This is a genomic window from Streptomyces sp. NPDC001406, assembly GCF_042895285.1.
Lineage (GTDB): Bacteria > Actinomycetota > Actinomycetes > Streptomycetales > Streptomycetaceae > Streptomyces.
This window is the reverse complement of record NZ_JBIAWG010000004.1, coordinates 62,206-81,980: the sequence shown is the minus strand read 5'-3', so window position 1 is coordinate 81,980 and position 19,775 is coordinate 62,206. Positions and strand designations below refer to the sequence as shown.

At 70.6% G+C, this 19,775-nt stretch carries 15 protein-coding genes and 1 pseudogene; 13 read left to right on the top strand and 3 right to left on the bottom strand.

Annotated features, from left to right (window positions below; translation table 11 throughout):
• Positions 1-186 precede the first annotated feature (186 nt).
• The 8 genes and pseudogenes from ACFY1J_RS10595 to ACFY1J_RS10560 all read left to right on the top strand — a co-directional run.
• Positions 187-796, top strand: a pseudogene (locus ACFY1J_RS10595) (DJ-1/PfpI family protein); the annotation flags it as partial.
• Complete coding sequence (locus ACFY1J_RS10590) at positions 765-1,046, top strand: hypothetical protein (RefSeq protein WP_390706262.1); 282 nt, start codon at positions 765-767, stop codon at positions 1,044-1,046. The pseudogene ACFY1J_RS10595 and the gene ACFY1J_RS10590, both read left to right, overlap by 32 nt.
• A 100-nt stretch (positions 1,047-1,146) precedes the next feature.
• Complete coding sequence (locus ACFY1J_RS10585; protein WP_390706177.1) at positions 1,147-2,352, top strand: MFS transporter; 1,206 nt, start codon at positions 1,147-1,149, stop codon at positions 2,350-2,352.
• Between the two features lie 68 nt (positions 2,353-2,420).
• Complete coding sequence (locus ACFY1J_RS10580; RefSeq protein ID WP_390731217.1) at positions 2,421-3,389, top strand: cyclase family protein; 969 nt, start codon at positions 2,421-2,423, stop codon at positions 3,387-3,389.
• Positions 3,390-3,578: 189 nt separating this feature from the next.
• Positions 3,579-6,407: a SpoIIE family protein phosphatase gene (locus ACFY1J_RS10575; RefSeq protein ID WP_390731048.1), complete on the top strand. Its 2,829-nt coding sequence runs from the start codon at positions 3,579-3,581 to the stop codon at positions 6,405-6,407.
• Between the two features lie 129 nt (positions 6,408-6,536).
• On the top strand, positions 6,537-8,102 hold the full coding sequence (locus ACFY1J_RS10570; RefSeq protein ID WP_390731047.1) for a sugar ABC transporter ATP-binding protein: 1,566 nt from the start codon (positions 6,537-6,539) through the stop codon (positions 8,100-8,102).
• Positions 8,099-9,175, top strand: a complete 1,077-nt coding sequence (locus ACFY1J_RS10565; protein WP_390731046.1) for an ABC transporter permease — start codon at positions 8,099-8,101, stop codon at positions 9,173-9,175. The genes ACFY1J_RS10570 and ACFY1J_RS10565 overlap by 4 nt, the downstream gene beginning before the upstream one ends.
• A gap of 43 nt (positions 9,176-9,218) precedes the next feature.
• Positions 9,219-10,382, top strand: a complete 1,164-nt coding sequence (locus ACFY1J_RS10560) for a substrate-binding domain-containing protein (RefSeq protein ID WP_390731045.1) — start codon at positions 9,219-9,221, stop codon at positions 10,380-10,382.
• Positions 10,383-10,438: 56 nt separating this feature from the next.
• On the opposite strand, the gene ACFY1J_RS10555 is transcribed toward ACFY1J_RS10560, so the two are convergent.
• A complete protein-coding gene (locus tag ACFY1J_RS10555; RefSeq protein WP_390731044.1) occupies positions 10,439-10,699 on the bottom strand; it encodes a thioesterase family protein in 261 nt (86 codons plus the stop codon).
• A 63-nt stretch (positions 10,700-10,762) separates the two neighbouring features.
• Between ACFY1J_RS10555 and ACFY1J_RS10550 the strand changes: the two genes are divergently transcribed.
• Entirely contained in the window at positions 10,763-11,395 is a 633-nt protein-coding gene (locus tag ACFY1J_RS10550; RefSeq protein ID WP_390731043.1) for a DUF1345 domain-containing protein, read from the top strand.
• A gap of 120 nt (positions 11,396-11,515) precedes the next feature.
• Positions 11,516-12,472, top strand: coding sequence for a Dyp-type peroxidase (locus ACFY1J_RS10545; RefSeq protein WP_390731042.1), 957 nt, complete (start codon positions 11,516-11,518; stop codon positions 12,470-12,472).
• 264 nt (positions 12,473-12,736) lie between these two features.
• On the opposite strand, the gene ACFY1J_RS10540 is transcribed toward ACFY1J_RS10545, so the two are convergent.
• The gene (locus ACFY1J_RS10540; protein ID WP_390731041.1) at positions 12,737-14,341 is read right to left on the bottom strand and encodes an adenosine deaminase; all 1,605 of its coding nucleotides are present in this window, start codon (positions 14,339-14,341) and stop codon (positions 12,737-12,739) included.
• A 142-nt stretch (positions 14,342-14,483) separates the two neighbouring features.
• Between ACFY1J_RS10540 and ACFY1J_RS10535 the strand changes: the two genes are divergently transcribed.
• From ACFY1J_RS10535 to ACFY1J_RS10525, 3 genes are all read left to right on the top strand, one after another.
• Positions 14,484-15,650, top strand: coding sequence for an AMP-binding protein (locus ACFY1J_RS10535; RefSeq protein ID WP_390731040.1), 1,167 nt, complete (start codon positions 14,484-14,486; stop codon positions 15,648-15,650).
• A gap of 278 nt (positions 15,651-15,928) precedes the next feature.
• The gene (gene ctaD, locus ACFY1J_RS10530) at positions 15,929-17,626 is read left to right on the top strand and encodes a cytochrome c oxidase subunit I (protein WP_390731216.1); all 1,698 of its coding nucleotides are present in this window, start codon (positions 15,929-15,931) and stop codon (positions 17,624-17,626) included.
• 3 nt (positions 17,627-17,629) lie between these two features.
• Positions 17,630-18,211, top strand: coding sequence for a hypothetical protein (locus ACFY1J_RS10525; protein WP_390731039.1), 582 nt, complete (start codon positions 17,630-17,632; stop codon positions 18,209-18,211).
• Positions 18,212-18,247: 36 nt separating this feature from the next.
• Here ACFY1J_RS10525 and ACFY1J_RS10520 read toward each other — a convergent pair whose 3' ends face one another.
• The gene (locus ACFY1J_RS10520; RefSeq protein ID WP_390731038.1) at positions 18,248-19,711 is read right to left on the bottom strand and encodes a membrane-associated oxidoreductase; all 1,464 of its coding nucleotides are present in this window, start codon (positions 19,709-19,711) and stop codon (positions 18,248-18,250) included.
• Positions 19,712-19,775: the final 64 nt, after the last annotated feature.

The window sequence follows — 19,775 nt, the reverse complement described above, 5'->3', positions numbered from 1 at the left end:
GGACACGCTACAGCGGCCCGCTCCCGAAGGGCACCTGCACAAGGGCTGGCGAGATCCCGTTGAAGGGTGTCACGAACGCCCCTGGGGGCGAGCGGTCCCCAGGCCCAGCGTGGCGAGCGGAGCCGACCGGCGTCGGCTCGACCACGACCTCGGAGACAACTCACCCCCGACTTGAAAGACATACACATGCACGTTCAGATCGTTCTGTTCGACGGGTTCGACCCGCTCGACGTGATCGCCCCCTACGAAGTCCTCCACGCCGGAGGGAGCGCCTTTGGCGGCGTGGTGACGGTGGAACTGGTCTCCGCCGAGGGCCCGCGGGAGGTGGTCAGCGGTACCGGAGGTCTGGCGCTGCGCGCCACCTCCGCCCTGGATCCGGACCGTCCCGGTCCGGTCCTGGTCCCCGGCGCCTCGGGCCCCCTCGGCGAGCCGGGTGAGACGCCCGACCAGGACGCCGGCGCGGAGGCACATTGGCAGCAGGACGAGTTCATCCCCGTGCTGCTGGGCCGCACGCCGACCACCGAACTGCCCCGACTGCTCAAGGCGGCCATCGACAATCCGCGGATCACCATGACGGCGGGTCTGCGGCGGCTCCCTGGTGCTGGCGATGGCCGGTCTGATCGAGGGACGCAACGCCACGACCCACCACATGGGCCTGGACATGCTGGATGCCACCGGCGTCCACGCCGTGCGCGCCCGGGTGGTCGACGACGGTGACCTGGTCACCGGAGCCGGCGTCACCTCGGGCCTGGACCTGGGCCTGTATCTGCTGGAGCGCGAGGTCGGTCAAAACCTGGGACCTGACCATCGCCACCCCCATCGGGCGGATCGAGCCCGTCATCGAACTGCGCCGTGAAGCAGGGCGGCTGACCGGGATCGCTCACGGGGCCGGCGAGCAGATCCCCCTCGTGGACGTCGGCGTCGAGGGCCGGACGCTGACCTGGAAACAGTCCGTCACCCGGCCGATGCACCTGAACCTGACGTTCACCGTGACCGTCGTCGGTGACACCCTCACGGGGACCTCGAAGGCACCGGACCCTCGTTGACGGGGCCGGTCCGGTCGTGCGGCGGCGCCTGTGGCCATCACATCGATCTCGCCGCCGCCAAGTTGGCCGCCGTGTCCCATACGGATGCCTATGGTGGGGTGTGATCACCAGTGACACCGTCCGCCGTCGGCAGGGCCACCGGCCCGGGTACAAGGCCGCGGCGGGTGTCTTCGCCGTCGGCATGATGGGGACCACCCTGCCGACGCCGCTGTACGGGTTGTACCGGCAGCAGATCGGGTTCTCCGAGCTCACCGTCACCGTGGTGTTCGCCGTCTACGCGGTGGGTGTCATCACCGCTCTGCTGATCGCCGGTGGCTTCTCCGACGTGCTGGGGCGGCGTCCGGTGCTGCTGGGCGCGCTCGCCCTGGCCGCGCTCAGCGCGCTGTGCTTCCTGTTCGAGGGCGGACTGCCGCTGCTGTACGTGGGCCGGGTGCTGTCGGGCTTCTCGGCGGGGCTGCTCAGCGGAACGGGCACCGCGACCGTTCTCGATCTGGCACCGGCCGGGCGGCGTGCACGTGCCGCACTGGCGGCGACCGCGGCCAACATGGGGGGCCTGGGACTCGGACCTCTGGTCTCCGGCTTCCTGGCCCAGTACGCGCCCTGGCCGCTCAAGCTGCCCTTCGTCGTGCATCTGGTGCTCGTGGCGGTCGCCGTCGCGGTCACCTGCCTCCTGCCCGAGACCGTGCACCGCACCGGGCCCCGGGCCCCGGTGCGGCCGCAGGGCATGACCGTCCCACCCGAGGTGCGCGGCGTGTTCGCGCCCTGCGCCCTGGCAGCCTTCGCGGGCTTTTCCCTGCTCGGCCTGTTCACGGCGGTGGCCCCGGCCTTCCTCGCCCAGACGCTCGGCGAACACAACCTGGCGGTGGTCGGTGCCGTCGTCTTCTGTGTGTTCGGCGCCTCGACCTGTGGCCAGGTGCTCATGGGTCGCGTCGGGGCGCGCAGGGCGCTGCCGTGGGGGTGCCTGGTGCTCGTCACGGGCCTCCTCGTCATCGCGGTCTCGCTGCTCATGACGTCCTTCCCGGTGTTGCTGCTGGGCGCGGTGACGGGCGGCGTGGGGCAGGGCATGGCGTTCCGCGCGGGCCTGACGGCGGTGAGCTCCGCGGCGCCCGAGGCGCAGCGGGGCGCCACCATCTCGGCGTTCTTCGTCGTCGCGTATGTGGGGATCTCCCTGCCGGTCGTCGGGGTGGGTGCCCTGACGGAGGCGCTGGGGGTGCGCAATGCCGGTCTGGTGTTCGCGGGGTGCGTGGTCCTGCTGGTTGCGGCAGTGGGCCTCCGGGTGAGGCGCCACCCACCCCGAGACCTGTGAGGCGGGTGTGTGCGACGCTGGAGTTCTGATCATCACAGCGACTCCGTGACCGGGAGTGGTGGGTGCAGATGAGCTCCGGCTTCACCGACGGTCCGCGGCCCGCGCCGACTGCTCCCGGCAACGGGCCCGCCGTCTCCCGGCAGGAGTTCGACGCACTGTTCGAGGCGGTCCGTACGTGGGGGCGCTGGGCCACGGCCGACCGTGGTGCCTGGAACCGGGTCACCGCGGACCACGTGCGCCGGGCCGCGGCACGCGTGCGGTCCGGGACCGTCGTGCCTCTGGGGCTGCCCTGGAACACCCGCCCCGGCCCCGACAACCGCCGTCCCGCCGAGCACCGTATGACCGATCTCGGTGATGTGGAGCCGCCCGAACCCTCCACCCACAAGGACTTCATCGGCGCGGACTACCACGGCAAGGCGGTCACCCATCTGGACGCCCTGTGCCACATCGCCTACCGGGGGCGGCTCTACGACGGCCGGACGGCGAACGAGGTCGTGGACGCCGCCGGTGCCCGCTTCGGCGCGGTGTCGGCGCTGGGGCCTTTCGTCGCCACGGGGGTGCTGCTCGACCTCGCCGCAGTCGCCGGGCTCCGCTGGCTGGAACCGGGGCAGGCGGTCCATGCGCGGGACATCCTCGCGGCGGAGAAGGCGCTGGGCGTGACGATCGGCGAGGGCGACGCGCTGCTGCTGCGCTCCGGTCATGTCCGCCGCCGGAAGGAACTCGGCGCCTGGGATCCCGGCACGGCGAGCGCCGGCCTTCATGTGGACGCCGTACCGCTGCTGGCCGAGCGCGGTGTCGCGCTGCTCGGCGCGGACGGTGACAGCGATGTGCGGCCCTCGCCCGTGGACGGCGTCCACTCCCCGGTGCATGCCCTGGCCGTGGCGGCGATGGGGGTGCCGCTGCTGGACAACCTCGACCTGGAGGCGCTGTCCGTCGCGACGGCCGAGGCGCGGCGGTACGCGTTCCTTTTCGTCCTGTCACCGCTGAACGTGCCGGGCGGGACGGGCTCTCCCGTCAATCCGGTCGCGGTTCTGTGACCGGTCGCGGTGCGGTGATCAGTGGTCTCGTCGGTCTCGTCGGTCATGGCATGCGTCGACGGACCGTCCCGACCGGTCACTGAGTGTGAGCGATTTTGCCATCGTGACTGGCGGACCGTATGACCGTATTCTCATCAATACCGGGTTTTTCAGGGCGATCCGATAGCGCGTGTGTGAGCGAGGCAGAGCGTGGTGCGGTCCGGCGGGGAACCGACGCCCACGGGACGTGCGACAAGCGGCACAGGGCCCGTACGTACCCGTGAACGGTTCCTGCAGGGTGAGACGGTCGAGGAAGGCGTACGGGCGCCGATCCTGGGCTCCTGGCAGCGCTGCCGGACCCTGGGCCTCTCGCCGGACCAGTCCGGCCTCCCCTTCCGCGAGGATCTCGACACGGACGGCAGACTCGTCCACGCGGCCGTCCCGGTGCTCGACCGGCTGCAGTCCAGATTCACCGGCAGCGCGATGAACATCTCCATCGCCGACGCGCACGGAGCCGTCCTCCTGCGCCGCTTCGGCGATGCCTCCCTGGCCCGGACCTTCCCCGCGATCCAGCGCGTCCCGGGATTCGTGTTCGCCGAGCAGTACGCCGGGACCAATGGCATCGGGCTCGCGCTGGCGGAACGTCAACTCGTCCGGGTCTGCGGGGCCGAGCACTTCGCCGAGCGTTCTCAGGGCAGCGCCTGCCGTGCGCTGCCCGTCCGCGATCCGCTCAGCGGACGCATCGAAGGCGTCCTGTGCTTCGGTTATCCGCGGGACGCCGAGCATCCGGCCCTCGCCATCGTGATCCGCGAGGCGGCCGAGGCCATCGAACGGCGGCTGCTGGGCCAGAGTTCCGTGCGTGAGCGTGCGCTGCTGCGGGCGTACCTGGACGCGAGGACCGATGCCGCCGCGGGTCCTCACCACCGCATCGGCGTGGACGAACTGGCCCCCGAGCTGCACCCCCGTGACCGGGCAGCCCTCCTGGAGAGGGCTGCCGAGCTGATCTCCTGCGCCCAGCGGGCCGCGGCGCACATGCGCCTGTCCGACGGCCGGCAGATCACGCTGGTGAGCCGCCCGACGACCAGCGCCTCGGGGGTGGAGGGCGTCGCCATCGAAGCCGTTCTCACCGGCCCCGCACCCCGGCCACCCGTCACCATCCCGCATCAGCCGGACGAGGGCGTCGACGGCTCGGAGCACGCACCCCTCCCCGTCGGCCCGCCGCCCGGACAGGCTTCCGCGCTCCCGGTACCGGACCGCGTCCTCGCCGCCCCGGTGCGCACGTTCGTCGGCAGCGGCTCGATGACGGACCTTCAGCCCGGCTCCCGGCCGCCCACGAGAGGGCTCGTCCTGGTGGGGGAGCCGTACGTGGGGGAGTACGCCCTCGCCGCGCGGCGCCGACTGGAACTGCTGTCCGAGGCCAGCGCCCGCATCGGCACCACCCTGGACGTGCGCCGGACGGCCGAGGAACTCGCCGAGACGGCGATCCCGCGACTGGCCGACTTCGTCACCATCGACCTGCCCGAGGCCGTACTGCGCGGCGAGGCGTCCGCCGACCCGGAGAGCGATCTGCGGCGCACGGTGGTCCGCGGCATCCGCGACGACCTTCCCTTCAGCCCGGTCGGCACGCGGATGGACTTCGGCCCGACCACGCCGCAGCTGCGATGCCTGACCAGCCGGCAGGCGGTACTGGAACCGGACCTGAAAGTCGCCGCGGGCTGGCTCGCCCAGGACCCCGAGCTCGGCGAGCGGCTGCTGGCCTCCGTGCACTCCCTCATCACCGTTCCCCTCGTCGCCCGCGGCGTCGTCCTGGGAGTCGCCGGCTTCTACCGCTCGCAGGACCCGCACCCCTTCGGCGACGACGACCGGTCACTGGCCCAGGAACTCGCCGCGCGCGCCGCCCTGTCCATGGACAACGCCCGGCGCTACACGCACGAGCGCGCCATGGTCCTGGCGCTGCAGCGCAGCCTGCTCCCGCACGGTCTGCCCGATCAGGACGCCGTCGACGTTGCCCACCGCTACATGCCCGCCGAATCCGATGTGGGCGGGGACTGGTACGACGTCATCCCCCTCTCCGGCAACCGTGTCGGCCTCTTCGTCGGGGACGTCATCGGCCACGGCATGCTCTCCGCCGCCACCATGGGCCGCCTGCGCACTGCCGCGCGGAGCTTCGCCGAACTCGACTTCCCCCCGGACGAAGTACTCGCCCATCTCGACAACGTCGTGGGCCGCCTCGACCGGGAGGACCCCGAGACCGAGGACTTCGGCATCATCGGAGCGACCTGTCTGTACGCGGTCTACGACCCGACGTCCCAGCAGTGCGCCATGGCCCGCGCCGGTCACCCCCCGCCCGCGCTCGTCCGCCCCGACGGCACCGTGTCGTTCCCCGACCTGCCCGCCGGTCCCCCGCTCGGCCTCGGCGGCCTGCCCTTCGAGTCCGCCGAGTTCCACCTGCCGGAGGACAGCCGACTGGTCCTGTACACCGACGGACTGATCGAGGACCGCGACCGCGACGTCGACGAAGTGCTCCGCAGTCTGTGCGGTGCCCTGGCGCACCCCGAGCACTCGCCCGAGGAGACCTGTCAGGCCGTTCTGGATCTTGTGGCTCCCGACCACCCCTACGACGACATCGCCCTGCTCGTCGCCCGCACCCACGCCGTGGCCGTCGACCGCATCGCCACCTGGGACCTGGCCTCGGACCCGGCTCTCGTCGGGGAAGTCCGGGCAGGCGCCGTGCGGCAGTTGGCCGACTGGGGACTCGACGAGACCGCCTTCGCCGCCGAACTGATTCTCAGTGAGCTGGTGACGAACGCCGTCCGCCACGGTGCGGGGCCCATCCGGGTACGGCTGCTGCACGGCCGCAACCTGATCTGCGAGGTCTCCGACACCAGCAACACCGCCCCGCATCTGCGCCGGGCCGCCACCACCGACGAGGGCGGGCGGGGCCTGTTCCTCGTCGCGCAGCTGTCCCAGAGCTGGGGGACGCGCTACACCTCGCAGGGCAAGGTCATCTGGGCCGAATGCGCGCTGGCCGCGGCCTGACGGTCCGTCCATCCGCCGGATCGCGAGGCGCTGCGGAATGTTCGGAATTCCTGGATTTGCTCCGCTAATATCCCTTATGCATCAGAGACATGTGTTTTCGAAGACGAATATGTAATCCGAGACGAACCCATGGACGACCCCATCAGGCCGATCTCCGGAGTCGGAGCCGAACCGCTGGTCCGCATCCGCGGTCTCGGCAAGCGCTTCGGCGGAACCCTCGCGCTGGCCGGGATCGACCTCGACGTCCCCGCCGGCAGTGTGCTCGCGCTCCTCGGCCCCAACGGCGCCGGAAAGTCCACACTCATCAAGGTGCTCGCGGGTGTCCATCACGCCGACACCGGACAGATCACCGTCGCCGGGCACCCGCTCGGCACCCGGGAGGCGTCCCGCGGCATGTCCTTCATCCACCAGGATCTCGGCCTGGTGGAGTGGATGACGGTCGCCGAGAACATCGCACTGACCGCCGGTTACCCACGCCGGGCCGGACTGATCTCCTGGCGGCGCACCGAAGAGCGCTGCACCGACGCCCTGCGGCTCGTCGCGGGACATCTCGACCCCGGCGCCCCCATCGCCCAACTGGCCCCCGCCGACCGCTCGTTGGTCGCCATCGCGCGAGCCCTCGCGGCCCGGGCGAAGCTCATCGTCCTCGACGAGCCGACCGCCCGTCTCCCCGCGGTGGACTGCGCCCGGCTCTTCGGCGTCCTGCACGCCCTGCGTGACCGGGGACACGGCATCCTCTACGTCACCCACCGGCTCGACGAGGTGTACGAGGTGGCCGACACCTTCGCGGTCCTGCGCGACGGGCGCCTCGTCAGCCACGGCCCCCTAGCGGGCCACAGCCCCGCCCGCCTGGTGCGTGACATCGTCGGCGAGGAACCGACCGGCCTCCGCCCGGCCAGGGCTCGTACCGGCGTTCCTCCGGCCGGGGCGGGGAGGCCCGCCGTACCCACCGTCCTGGCCCTCGACCGCGTACGCACCCCCGGCGTGGGATCGGTCAGCCTGGAACTCGCCGCCGGGGAAGTCCTGGGCCTCGTCGGCCTGACGGGCGCGGGACACGCGGACCTGGGCCGGGCCCTCGCCGGTGCCCGCCCCCTGGTCGACGGCCGGGTGCTGCTCGGCGACCGCCCGTACCGCCCGCGCAACGTCGCGGACGCCGTCGCCCTCGGCGTCGGACTCGTCTGCGCCGACCGGCAACGCGAGGGCTGCGCCGCCGAACTGACGGTGCGGGAGAACCTGCTGGCCAACCCACGCGTCGGCGGCCTGCCCGCGCTGCGCTGGATCAGCCCCCGCGGGGAACGCGCCGTCGCCACCGTCCTGATCGACCGCTACTCGGTGCGCCCCCACGACAGCGAGGTCCCCATCGCCACGCTGTCGGGCGGCAATCAGCAGAAGGTCATGATCGGCCGGTGGCTGCGTCCGGGACTGCGTCTGCTCATCCTCGAGGAGCCCACCGCAAGCGTGGACATCGGCGCGAAGACCGCGGTGTACCGCCTGCTCGACCAGGCGCTGGACGCCGGCCTCGGCGCCCTGCTCATCTCCACCGACTTCGAGGAAGTCACCCATGTGTGCGGCCGCGCCCTGGTCTTCGTCCGCGGGTCCGTGACGGCCGAGCTGAGTGGCGCGGGCCTGACGGTCTCCGGGCTCATCCGGGCGGCCTCCGCCCTGCCCGCCTGCGGAACCGCGACCGGCTCGTGACCGCCGCCCCCTCCCCGCCCCGACCGCGACGGCACCGCCCGGGCGGCCACCTCGTCTCCGCCTATGGCCTGCTCGCGCTCACGGGCCTGCTCTTCCTGGCCTTCTCCCTTGCACTGCCCCGTACCTTTCCCACCCGGGAAACCGTCGACTCGATCCTGTCCACCCAGTCGATCCCTGCCATCCTCGCGCTCGCCGCCATGGTCCCCATCGTGACCCGGGCGTTCGACCTCTCCATCGGGTACGTCCTCGGACTCGCGCACGTCATGGTGCTGCAGCTCATCGTCAACGCACACTGGCCCTGGCCGTTGGCCTGCCTCGCCGTGCTCGTCGGAGCGGGCGTCGTGGGTGTCCTCAACGGCGTCATCGTCGAGTTCGGGCGGATCGACTCCTTCATCGCCACCCTCGGAACCGGCAGCATGCTGTACGCCGTGACCGGATGGGTCACCGGCGGCGGACGCATCGTCCCCGGCGTCCAAGGCCTCCCGGCCGCCTTCACCGACCTCTACGACTCCACGTTCCTCGGCCTGCCTGTCCCCGCCTTCTATGTGCTGGCCCTCGCAGCCGTCCTCTGGCTGGTGCTGGAGCGGCTGCCACTCGGCCGCAGCCTGTACGTCATCGGATCGAATCCGCGGGCCGCCGACCTCGTCGGCATCCCGACCCGTACGTACACCGTCTACGCCTTCACCGCCTCGGGGCTGATCACCGGCTTCGCCGGCATCCTGCTCGCGGCCCAGCTGCGGGTCGGCAACCCGAGTGTCGGCCTGGACTATCTGCTGCCCGCCTTCGCCGGCGCCCTCCTCGGCTCCACCGCGGTGAGACCCGGCCGCCCCAATGCCCTGGGCACGCTCGTCGCCGTCGCCGTCCTGGCCGTCGGCCTCACCGGCATCGGCCAGCTGGGCGGCGCCTTCTGGACGGTCCCGCTGTTCTACGGCGGCACCCTGCTCCTCGCCGTCGGCCTGGCCGGCTACTCCGCCCGCCGCCGTCTGCGCACGGGCGCCGCCGCCCGAGACATGCCCGCCGCACCGCCCCCGCCCCCGGACCAGGACGGAGGCGCACAGGGCGCCACCCCGTAACCGGTCGTTTCCTCCCGCTCCCCCTCCCTTCCGAGGAGTTCCCGTGTACGGCACCCGCAGGGCCGCCCTCGGCCGCGTCACAGTCCGCCGCACCGCCGCGGCCGTACTGGCAGCCACGGCCACCCTCGCCGGCTGCGAACGCGGCTCCTCGGAGGTCCCGGCGGACGCCACCACGGGTGCGTCGGGCTGCCCCGCCGTCCACGCCAAGGCCCGGGCCGCGGTCAAGCAGGCCGAGAAGACGGACATCCCCTGGAACGGACCGACCGGCGGACCCGCAGCGGTGTCCGGCAGAAGCGTCGTCTTCGTGGCCCAGACCATGACCAATCCCGGAGTAGCAGGCGCCGCGAACGGCGTACGGGACGCCGCGCGCGTGATCGGCTGGGACGTCCGGGTGATCGACGGCGGCGGCACCCCCGCCGGCATCCAGGCAGCCATGAGCGAAGCCGTGGCCCTCAAGCCCTCGGGCATCGTCATCGGAGGCTTCGACCCCGACTCGACCTCTCAGCAGGTCGCCCGCGCCGAGGAGGACGGCATCCCGCTCATCGGCTGGCACGCACTCCCGTCCCCCGGTCCCAGCCGGCACCCCCGGCTCTTCACCAATGTCACCACCCGGGTGGAGGACGTGGCCGCCATCAGCGCCCAGTGGGTCATCTCCCACTCCACCGGGCACGCCGGAGTGGTGCTCTTCACCGACGCCTCGATCCCCTTCGCCCGGGACAAGTCCGAACTGATCCGCAAGGACCTCGCCACCTGCCCGGGGGTGCAGCTCCTCGCGTACGAGAACATCCCGATCGCGGACGCGAGCAGCCGCACACCCCGGGAGGTCTCCTCGCTCCTGTCCCGCTTCCAGAGCAAGTGGACCCACTCCGTCGCCATCAACGACCTGTACTTCGCCGATGCCGCCCCCGCCTTCCGTGCCGCCGGCAAGAAGGGCTCCGGCCCGCCCTTCAACATCGGCGCGGGCGACGGCGACCCGTCCGCCTTCCAGCGCATCGAGAGCGGGCAGTACCAGACCGCCACGGTTCCCGAGCCGCTGTCCCTGCAGGGCTGGCAGATCATCGACGAGTTCAACCGCGCCTACTCCGGCCGGCCCGCCAGCGGTTATGTCGCCCCCGTCCACCTGGCCACGGCCGCCAACAGCGACAGCGCCACGACCTGGGACCCGTCGGGCTACCGGGAGGGCTACCGACGGATCTGGGGCCGGTGACCGCGTCCGTCGGTGTGCCGGAACGCCGTCGCCCGGCGCCCGAGGTGCGGCGGCACTCAGCGGCCGTTCGACAAAAACCGCTCCCGGTCGACGACCGCCCGGTCGATCTCACCCTCCGCGACCAACCTCCCCGAACCGTCGACGGCCCGTACCCGGAACGTGAGGCGCCGGCCCGCGGCGGCCGGTGGTTCGGCGAAGACATCCACGCACTCGCCGACCCGTGTGGCCCGCACGTGCTCGACACGCAGCGCCGTACCCACCGTTGTCCGACCCGTCTCGACGAACGGCGTGGCGGCCTCGGTCACCTCATGGCGCATCGCATCACGCTAGCTCGCCATGGCGGCGGCGGCATCCAGCCGCTGGGACTACCGTGGTGGTCCGTGAGGACCTGGTTGCCCCTGGACGCCGTACCCCGCCTCGTCGGCGCGGTGGTCTTCGGAGCCGTAGTGGGCGCGGCCGTCGGACTGCCGATCGATCCGGTGCTGGGGGTCCTCGCGGGCATCGCCGCAACGGGGCTGATCTTCGTCCTGGCAGGCTGGCTGGTGCTGTGGCCGATGGACGCGACCGCCACCCACCGCAATGCCCGGCGCGAGGACTTCCGGCCCCTCGCCGAGGAATCCGTGATCGTCGCGGTGGCCCTGTGCGGACTGATCGCCATCGTGCTGATGCTCGTGCGCAGCCGGTCCGAGACCGGCCACGCCGCAGCCGCGACCGCGCTCGGCGGCGTCTTCATGGCATGGGCCGCGCTGCACCTGATGTACGCCACACGTTATGCCGCCGTGTACTACGAGACGGCCGGCGGGATCGACTTCAACTCGGACCGCCCACCGGCGTACCGGGACTTCTTCTACTTCAGCTACAACCTCGGCATGACGTACCAGGTGTCCGACAACAACGTGTCGAGTTCGGCCATCCGTGCGATCGTGCTGCGGCACACCCTGATCTCGTACGTCTTCGGCACCAGCATCCTCGCCACCGCCATCAACCTCGTGGTGGGCATCGTCAGCGGCTGAGGCCGTACGCGCGCGAACTCACCCGAGTCGCAGCAGGACGAAAAACGAGCAGCATGAAGTGAGGGGCATTTCGTTCCGACGACGACAGGTTTCCTTCGCACCCCGTGAGGAGGCGGGCTCGTGCTCGAGTTGCAGCCCGTGATCGTTCCGCCTGCCCAAGCCGCCCTGTTCCTCGTGGCCACCATCACGCCAGGCCGCGAGGAGACCGTCCGGGACCTGCTGGAGGATGTCTCGGGCCTGTGCCGCTCGGTCGCCTTCCGCGCGCCCGACGACGAACTCAGCTGCGTCGTCGGCATCGGATCGGAGGCCTGGGACCGGCTGTTCAGCGGGCCGCGCCCGCGGGAGCTGCACCCGTTCGTGGAACTGGCCGGTGAGCGCCACCGGGCCCCGGCAACGCCGGGAGACCTGCTGTTCCATGTGCGCGGCCGCCGTACGGACCTCTGTTTCGAACTGGCCCGGCTGATCGCGCAGCGGCTGAGCGGTGCGGTCACGGTGGTCGACGAAGTGCATGGCTTCAAGTACTTCGACGAGCGCGACCTGCTCGGCTTCGTCGACGGCAGCGAGAACCCCGGCGGCCGGGTCGCGGCCGATGCCGCGCTCATCGGCGACGAGGACCCCGACTTCAGAGGTGGCAGCTATGTGATCGTGCAGAAGTACCTGCACGACATGGCGGCGTGGAACGCCCTGTCGACGGAGGCTCAGGACAAGGTCATCGGACGGACCAAGCTGACCAACGTCGAACTCCCCGACGACATCAAGCCTGCCGACTCGCACGTGGCGCTCAACACCATCACCGACGAGGACGGCAACGAGCGCAAGATCATTCGCGAGAACATGCCGTTCGGCAGCATCGGAGAGGGCGAGTTCGGCACGTACTTCATCGGCTATGCCCGTACGCCCGACGTGACCGAGCAGATGCTCAGGCACATGTTCCTCGGCGACGGCGGAGCCAAGCACGACCGCATCCTCGACTACTCGACCGCGGTCACCGGATGCCTCTTCCACGTGCCCACGGTCACCTTCCTCGACGACCTTCCCGCGGCTCCCGCCACGGAAGCCGCGGAGGCGGTCGGGTGACCTGCGCCGAATCGCGTCACCGTGGGCTCTGTGGAATCGTGGGTGGTCGGAACGCAGGATGCTTTCTGATGCGCCGTATCCGTGGGAGGTGGCCATGTCCTCGAAGCGACGCCGGAAGAAGAAGTCCCGTCGTAAGCACGCCGCGAACCACGGGCGCCGTCCGCAGTGCTAGTGAAGCAGTGCTGGTGACAGGGTAGGGGTGGGCCGGGTGCACGCCCGTCGGCGGTGCACCCGTGTGGGGTGGGCGTGCACCCATGCGGGGCGTCAGGCGCCGTTGCGACGGAATGCGCGTTCGAAGGACGCGAAGGCGGCCTCCTGGCGCCACTCGACTGCCGCCTTGGGGCTGGACGCGAGCAGGTCACGGCAGCGCCGGCTGGGCACGGGTGCGCCGAGCACGTCCCCCTGGCAGGCGGCGACGGGGTGGTAGCCGATGGCCGTCGGGTTGCCCCGCCACAGGCCGGCGCCGCGCAGGAAGGCGTACTGGATGGAGGCGCGGGCCACATCCTTGAGCCGGGGGTAGGACAGCGCGTAGGTGTCGTGGGCGTACTGGTATTCGTGGCTGATGTCGATGCGGGAGACGCCGGGGTCGTCGGTGGCCAGGACGATGGGGACGCCGTAGGCGCGATATGTCTGGAAGGGGTGCTCGGCGCCCTTGATGCCGAGGATCTGGGCGTTGCTGGAGAAGGGCACCTCGACGGCCACCTGGCGAGCGGCCATGGTGCGGCCGAGCGCCTGCCAGTCGTTCTCGTGGACGAAGTCGACGCCGTGCCCGATGCGCTCGGCGTGGGCGACGTTCACGGCCTCGTCGATGTGGAAGGTGAGGTCTTCCGGTTTGACCAGGCCGGGCCGCAACTCACCGGCGTGCAGGGTGACATGGGCGTGTGGGTACTGGGTGCGGAGATAGGCGATCATGTGCATCTGGAGGCTGTAGTCGCGCAGCGCGATCTCCCCGTCCTCGGGCTGGACCAGGTTGATGGCGACGAACCGTCCGTCGCGCTCGGCCAGGCGCATGCCCAGGGCGATCTGGGTGAAGACCCGCTCGGGCGCGGTGCCGCGCGAGACCTGCGAGATCCACCGCACCGTCAGACGGCAGCCGGGCCGCGGGCGATGGGTGCCGCAGCGCTCCTCGGCGCGGAACTCGGCGTCGGCGTCGTCGGCCTCCTTGCGCGCGTCGGCGACCACTTTGTCGAGCTTGCCGCCCGCGACGAGCTTGCTGTGCAGGCGGGCGAGGTCGCTGTCCCAGCCGACCTCGGCGGCGAGCCGGCGGGCGCCGTCGGAGGCGGGGGTGACCATGGTCTCCAGGTAGAACTGGTTCTGATCCACGATGCCCTCGGCGACTTGGGCGAGTTGCTTGCCCCGATGGTTCCCGGTGACCGCGCCGAACTTGCCGAACGTGGCGAAGAAGTGGTCGTGGCCGCTCTGGTCGGGCGGGAAGTCCTGCATGGACCACGCCCTGATCACTGCCTGACGGAAGGCGGGGTCGGTGCGGGTGTCCGCGGCAGGGCGGGTACCCGGTCCACAGGGCGGCTGGACGGCGGTCATCGTGGCCGTGTCGATGCACAGGCCGTCCTCGGCGGCGAGTTGGAGGAGGTACTCGGTCGCCACCGCGCCGGAGAGGTGGTTGTGCAGGTCCGCGCCCTTGGGCAGGTGCCGGAAGAAGTCCCGCTGCAGGCCGGGGTTGCCGTCGATGGAGCGCAGGTAGGCGTCGGTGCGGAACTCGCCGACCGTCACCGGCCGCGGCGGAGGCGGAAGGTCGACGCGTGCGGTGGTGGGCCGGGCGGCAGCGGGAGCGGCCGACAGCGGGGCAAGGAGCGCGGCCAGGGCGACCGTGCCCAGCCCGACGGGGAGAAGGGCCCGGTGCCGGTTCATGGTAAGGGGCGTTGGAGGGGTCACCCGGGCATCATGACCAGCGCGGCGGCCGGATTCCGGTAGGACCAGGGGTGTTTGGGCCACAGTCACCCGGTAGGGGCGGCGCACGGAGGCGCATTGCCCGGCCCGGCGCGGAGCTTGGATGAGCGCGGCCAACTCCGTGCTGGACGAGGACTCGGTCGTCCTCGCCGCACTGCCGCTGTTCCACGTCAACGTGCTCGTCGTCACGCTGCTGGCGCCGCTGCTCCGCGGGCAGCAGGTCGTGTGGGCGGGGCCGGCGGGCTATCGGGACCCCGCGCTCTACACGGACTTCTGGCGCATCGTCGAGCACTACCGGATCGCCACGATGAGTGCCGTACCCACCGTCTACTCGGTGCTGACCACCTGCCCCGTCGACGCGGACATCAGCTCGATGCGCTGCGCGATGGTCGGCGCCTCCGCACTGCCCGAAGGTGTGCGCACCGGCTTCGAGACGGCGACCGGGATACCGCTGCTCGAAGGCTATGGACTCACCGAGGCGACCTGCGCCGGCGTCCGCGGATTCCTGGGGGTCCGCAGGCCCGGTTCGGTCGGCCGGCGACTGCCGTACCAGGACATCAGGATCGTCGACGGTGAGCGGGACGTGCCGGCCGGTTCGGTCGGGTCCGTCCTCATCAGCGGTCCCACCGTCTTCCCCGGCCATGTCGAGGGCCGCGACGACGACGGCCACCGGATCAGCAGCCAGGGCAAGGTGGTCGACGGCTGGCTGGACACCGGCGACCTCGGCTACCTCGACGAGTACGGCTTCCTCCACCTCACCGGGCGAGCGAAGGACCTCATCGTCCGCGGGGGACACAACATCGACCCCCGGGTGATCGAGGACGCTCTGCTCGCGCACCGCGCGGTCACCGGCGCCCAGGCCGTCGGCCAGCCGGACGGGCGAGCCGGCGAGGTACCGGCGGCCTACGTGACCCTCTGCGACGGCACGGTCGGGGAGGACGACCTCCGCGCCTGGGCGGCCGCCCATGTCAGCGAGGCAGCCGCCGCTCCCAAGGCCGTCCGTGTCCTCGACGCGCTCCCGGTCACCGCGGTCGGCAAGCCGTACAAGCTTGCGCTGCGCGCCGATGCCACGCGACGTGTGCTGACCGAGGTCCTGGGCGACATCGAGGACGTCACCGAGGTGAGCGCCGACGCCGAGTCCGGGGCGGTGACGGTCACCGTGACGCTCCGTGCCCCGGCAGGGGCCGGCGTCATGGCCGAGGTGGAGCGCAGGGTCGGCCATTTCGCGGTGCCCTGCCGCATCGTCACCCGGCACCGAGGCGACGACTGACATACCGCAGTGCGCGGTCGACAACTCACGACGGAGCCCTGCGAATCGGGCAGTGCGCCGATACCGTCGTAAACGTTGGTATGTTGCCTCTCCGTTCTCCAGAAGTGGGCCACCTGGCCCTAGTCGCCGACGGTTCTGGGACTGTTCGGCCCTATCCGGCCCCGGCACCCCTCCGACGATCATGAGGCGGCGGCCGGGAAGGCCCGGTACCCACCCGCACTGTGCCACTTCCCGGTCGCCTTCACATGACACGAGGAGGGCACCGTCCGGTGGGCGAGATGCAGGAACAGCAGTTGGAGACATTGCGGCCGGCGGCCGTGGTGGTCTCCACGGCCGGAGTCATATCCGGGGACAGGGAGCAGACGGCCGGTCGGCGGTCGACGTGGGCGGAGTGGCTGACGACCACCGACCACAAGAAGATCGGGACGATGTACCTGGTGACCGCCTTCGCGTTCTTCATCGTCGGCGGTGTGATGGCACTGCTGATGCGCGCCGAACTGGCCCGCCCCGGCCTGCAGGTGATGACGAACGAGCAGTTCAACCAGGCGTTCACGATGCACGGCTCGATCATGCTGCTGATGTTCGCGATGCCGCTGTTCACCGGCTTCGCGAACTGGATCATGCCGCTCCAGATCGGCGCCCCGGACGTTGCCTTCCCGCGCCTGAACATGCTCGCCTACTGGCTCTTCCTGTTCGGCTCGTCGATCGCGGCGTTCGGCTTCCTCACCCCGGGCGGAGCGGCCGACTTCGGGTGGTTCCTGTACGCACCGCTGTCGGACGCCGTGCACTCGCCGGGCCTCGGCGCGGATCTGTGGATCATGGGCGTCGCGCTGTCCGGGTTCGGATCGATCGCCGGTGCGGTCAACTTCATCACGACGATCATCTGCATGCGCGCACCCGGCATGACGATGTTCCGTATGCCGATCTTCGTGTGGAACGTGCTGCTGACCGCGCTGCTGATCCTGATCGTGTTCCCGGTGCTGGCCGCGGCGCTGTTCGCGTTGGAGTGCGACCGCAAGTTCGGCAGTCACATCTTCGACGCGGCCAATGGCGGCGCACTGCTGTGGCAACACCTCTTCTGGTTCTTCGGCCATCCAGAGGTGTACATCCTGGCGTTGCCGTTCTTCGGCATCGTCTCCGAGGTCATCCCGGTCTTCTCCCGCAAGCCGATGTTCGGCTACCTGGGACTGATCGCCGCGACGATCGCGATCGCGGGTCTCTCGGTGACGGTGTGGGCCCACCACATGTATGTCACCGGCGGTGTGCTGCTGCCGTTCTTCTCGTTCATGACCTTCCTGATAGCCGTGCCGACCGGGGTGAAGTTCTTCAATTGGATCGGCACCATGTGGAAGGGCTCGCTGTCCTTCGAGACACCGATGCTGTGGACCACGGGCTTCCTGATCACATTCCTCTTCGGCGGTCTGACGGGCGTGATCCTGGCGTCACCGCCGCTGGACTTCCACCTCTCCGACTCGTACTTCGTCGTCGCCCACTTCCACTACACGGTCTTCGGTACGGTCGTGTACGCGATGTTCGCCGGCTTCCACTTCTGGTGGCCGAAGATGACGGGCAAGATGCTCGACGAACGCCTCGGCAAGATCACCTTCTGGACGCTCACCGTAGGATTCCACGGCACGTTCCTGGTCCAGCACTGGCTGGGGGCCGAGGGCATGCCGCGCCGTTACGCGGACTACCTCGCGGCCGACGGGTTCACCGCCCTGAACACGATCTCCACGATCAGCTCGTTCGTGCTGGGCCTGTCGATCCTGCCGTTCTTCTACAACGTCTGGAAGACCGCCAAGTACGGCAAGAAGATCGACGTCGACGACCCGTGGGGCTACGGCCGCTCGCTGGAGTGGGCGACCTCCTGCCCGCCGCCGCGCCACAACTTCGTCCGGCTTCCGCAGATCCGCAGCGAGTCCCCGGCGTTCGACCTGAACCACCCGGAGATCGCCGCTTTCGAGGCGGCGAGGTAGGCCATGCCGCAAGCCGTCCTCGCCATGGGAGTCGCAGTCACCACCGTGTCCGGCTGTGTCTGGTACGTACCGGCACTCGCCGACCTGCGCGCCGGCGCCGACCGGCCCGTCTCCCGGCGCAGTGCCGCCGCGGCCTGCCTCATCGGCTGGGGCACAGCAGGATGCGTCGCGGTGCTGTTTCTCGTCGCCGAGGGATGGTGGATTCCGTCCGCCGTGGCCGCGCTGGGCATTGCGGTCACGGCGGTCCTGCGGATACGCGCGGCCGTGCAACGGCGCCGGGAGCGGCACGAGGTCGCGCGCCAGTGGACGGAACTGCGTCACGATCAGCCCCCGCTCGACCCCGGTCGTGCCCGAAAGGCCGTTGCCGTCCTCATCGGCTGCGGGCTGACCGCGGCTTCGGTCCCCGTCTGCCTCTGGGCGGTCGCGGGCTCCGGGGCCGGCACGGGCTGGTGGGCGATGGCCGCCGTGCCGTCCACGATCGGTCTGTCCCTCGTCGTCGCGGTCACGTACATGCACGTGGTCCGGCATTCTACGGGGACTTCACCCACCCTCGTCGGGAGGGACCGCCGACCACGGCGACGATGACGTCACGGCTCTCACGGGCGCAGGCTGCTCCGCGTCTCACTGGCGGCTGATGGTCCGGGACATGCCGGCGACGACCGTGGTGGCAAGGATCCAGCCGGCAATGACGAGGGCGTAGGACAGTGTCTGGTACCAGCCGTCCGGAGCGAAGGCGCCCTCCTGCCCGAAGGAGATCACGGGGAGCAGCAGGTCGAGGGTGTAGAACACCGGGTTGAAGTGCGGGGCCTCGGACGCCTTGAGGGGACGGGGATGGTGCAGGGCGTAGGCGACCGAGCCGACCGTCAGCAGGGACAGCAGCCACGCGCCCGCGAGGAGGGGGCGGTAACCGTAGCCGACGGTCGCTTCCTGGAGGTGGCCCCAGGCGCGGGCGTACCAGGGAAGGGTGCTGCGGTGCCTGCGTAACTTGGCGAGTTGGACGACACGGGCACCGTGGTCGTCGCCGACGCGGCGATACGCGGCCGTCAACTGCTCGTAGGCATGGGGGAGATAGCCATCGCCGTCCCTGCGCAGCATGGGCAGACGGTGCTCGGCGGGTTCGTGCGGGGACAGGGTGCTGTAGCCGAGATTGTTGAGGAGCACCTCGCCCGGTACGACCTCCGGTTCGAAACTGAGCTTGTCGATCCGGGAACGGCGCAGATGGAGGGTTCCCTCGATCGGCCGACTCCGGTGGAGCCAGAGTTCCCCGATGCTGCAACTGCTGGCTCGCAGGGCTGTGTCCCCCGGGTTGGACAGGTGACTACGAGTCAGGTCCAGTCGGCCGGCTATCCGGGCGCCGCGCAGATCGACCTTGCCGCGGGCGTGCAGGGACCGGGCGAGAAAGTCGGCCTTCACCCCGAGCGACTGGGCGCGGAGGGCGACGCCGCCGGGGTTGCTGAACTCGGCGCCTTCGAAATTGACCACACCCCCGACTTCCATGCCGTTGAGCCGCGCCTCTCCCCGCACCCGCAACCGCGCTGCCCACAGGTCGAGGCCGATGATGGTCTGGTGGAGCTGGAGGGCGGGGAAAGGGGCATCGGCAGCGTTCAGTTCGACCCCGTCCAGGAAGAGGGCACCCGCGATCTGCGATCCGCCCAGCCTCACCGGGCCGCGTATCCGGCACTGCGTCATCCGCAGGGGGCCGTCGATGCGGGCGTTGTTGACCCGGATGGAGGGCAGCACGGAGTTTCTGAGGTTGAGCTGCCGCAGTCGGCATCCGTAGAGGTCGGGAGCCGCTTCGAAGTAGCAGTGGCTCAGCCGGACGGGCTGGTCGATCACCCCGTACGCGAGATTCAGTGTCCCGGTGACGCGAGCGCCGCGGATTCTGAGCGCGGCGATCTGCCCGTCCTCCTGCGGCGCACTCACCAGCAGTGCCTTCAGCACCGACGCACGGATGGTCCGCTGGGGCCCCCAGTCCGCTCCGGCGCCGGGATCTTCGCCCTCCGCCGCACGGAAGTCCACTGTCTCGCCGCGGGAATACGCCCTGCGCACCTGTTCCTCGGCGGGCGTCAAGTCGTCGAAGTCCATCAGCGGGGACTTTGACTTGACTCGCCGCACTTGTCAACTGGTTTCTGATGTAAAGGAATTGAGC

Excerpts from the sequence above, each read along its gene's own strand:
- ACFY1J_RS10540 (WP_390731041.1), bottom strand. The coding sequence starts at position 14,341 with ATGAACCGGCACCGGGCCCTTCTCCCCGTCGGGCTGGGCACGGTCGCC.
- ACFY1J_RS10535 (WP_390731040.1), top strand. The coding sequence starts at position 14,484 with ATGAGCGCGGCCAACTCCGTGCTGGACGAGGACTCGGTCGTCCTCGCC.
- ACFY1J_RS10580 (WP_390731217.1), top strand. The coding sequence starts at position 2,421 with ATGAGCTCCGGCTTCACCGACGGTCCGCGGCCCGCGCCGACTGCTCCC.
- ACFY1J_RS10570 (WP_390731047.1), top strand. The coding sequence starts at position 6,537 with ATGGACGACCCCATCAGGCCGATCTCCGGAGTCGGAGCCGAACCGCTG.
- ctaD (WP_390731216.1), top strand. The coding sequence starts at position 15,929 with ATGCAGGAACAGCAGTTGGAGACATTGCGGCCGGCGGCCGTGGTGGTC.
- ACFY1J_RS10525 (WP_390731039.1), top strand. The coding sequence starts at position 17,630 with ATGCCGCAAGCCGTCCTCGCCATGGGAGTCGCAGTCACCACCGTGTCC.
- ACFY1J_RS10555 (WP_390731044.1), bottom strand. The coding sequence starts at position 10,699 with ATGCGCCATGAGGTGACCGAGGCCGCCACGCCGTTCGTCGAGACGGGT.
- ACFY1J_RS10520 (WP_390731038.1), bottom strand. The coding sequence starts at position 19,711 with ATGGACTTCGACGACTTGACGCCCGCCGAGGAACAGGTGCGCAGGGCG.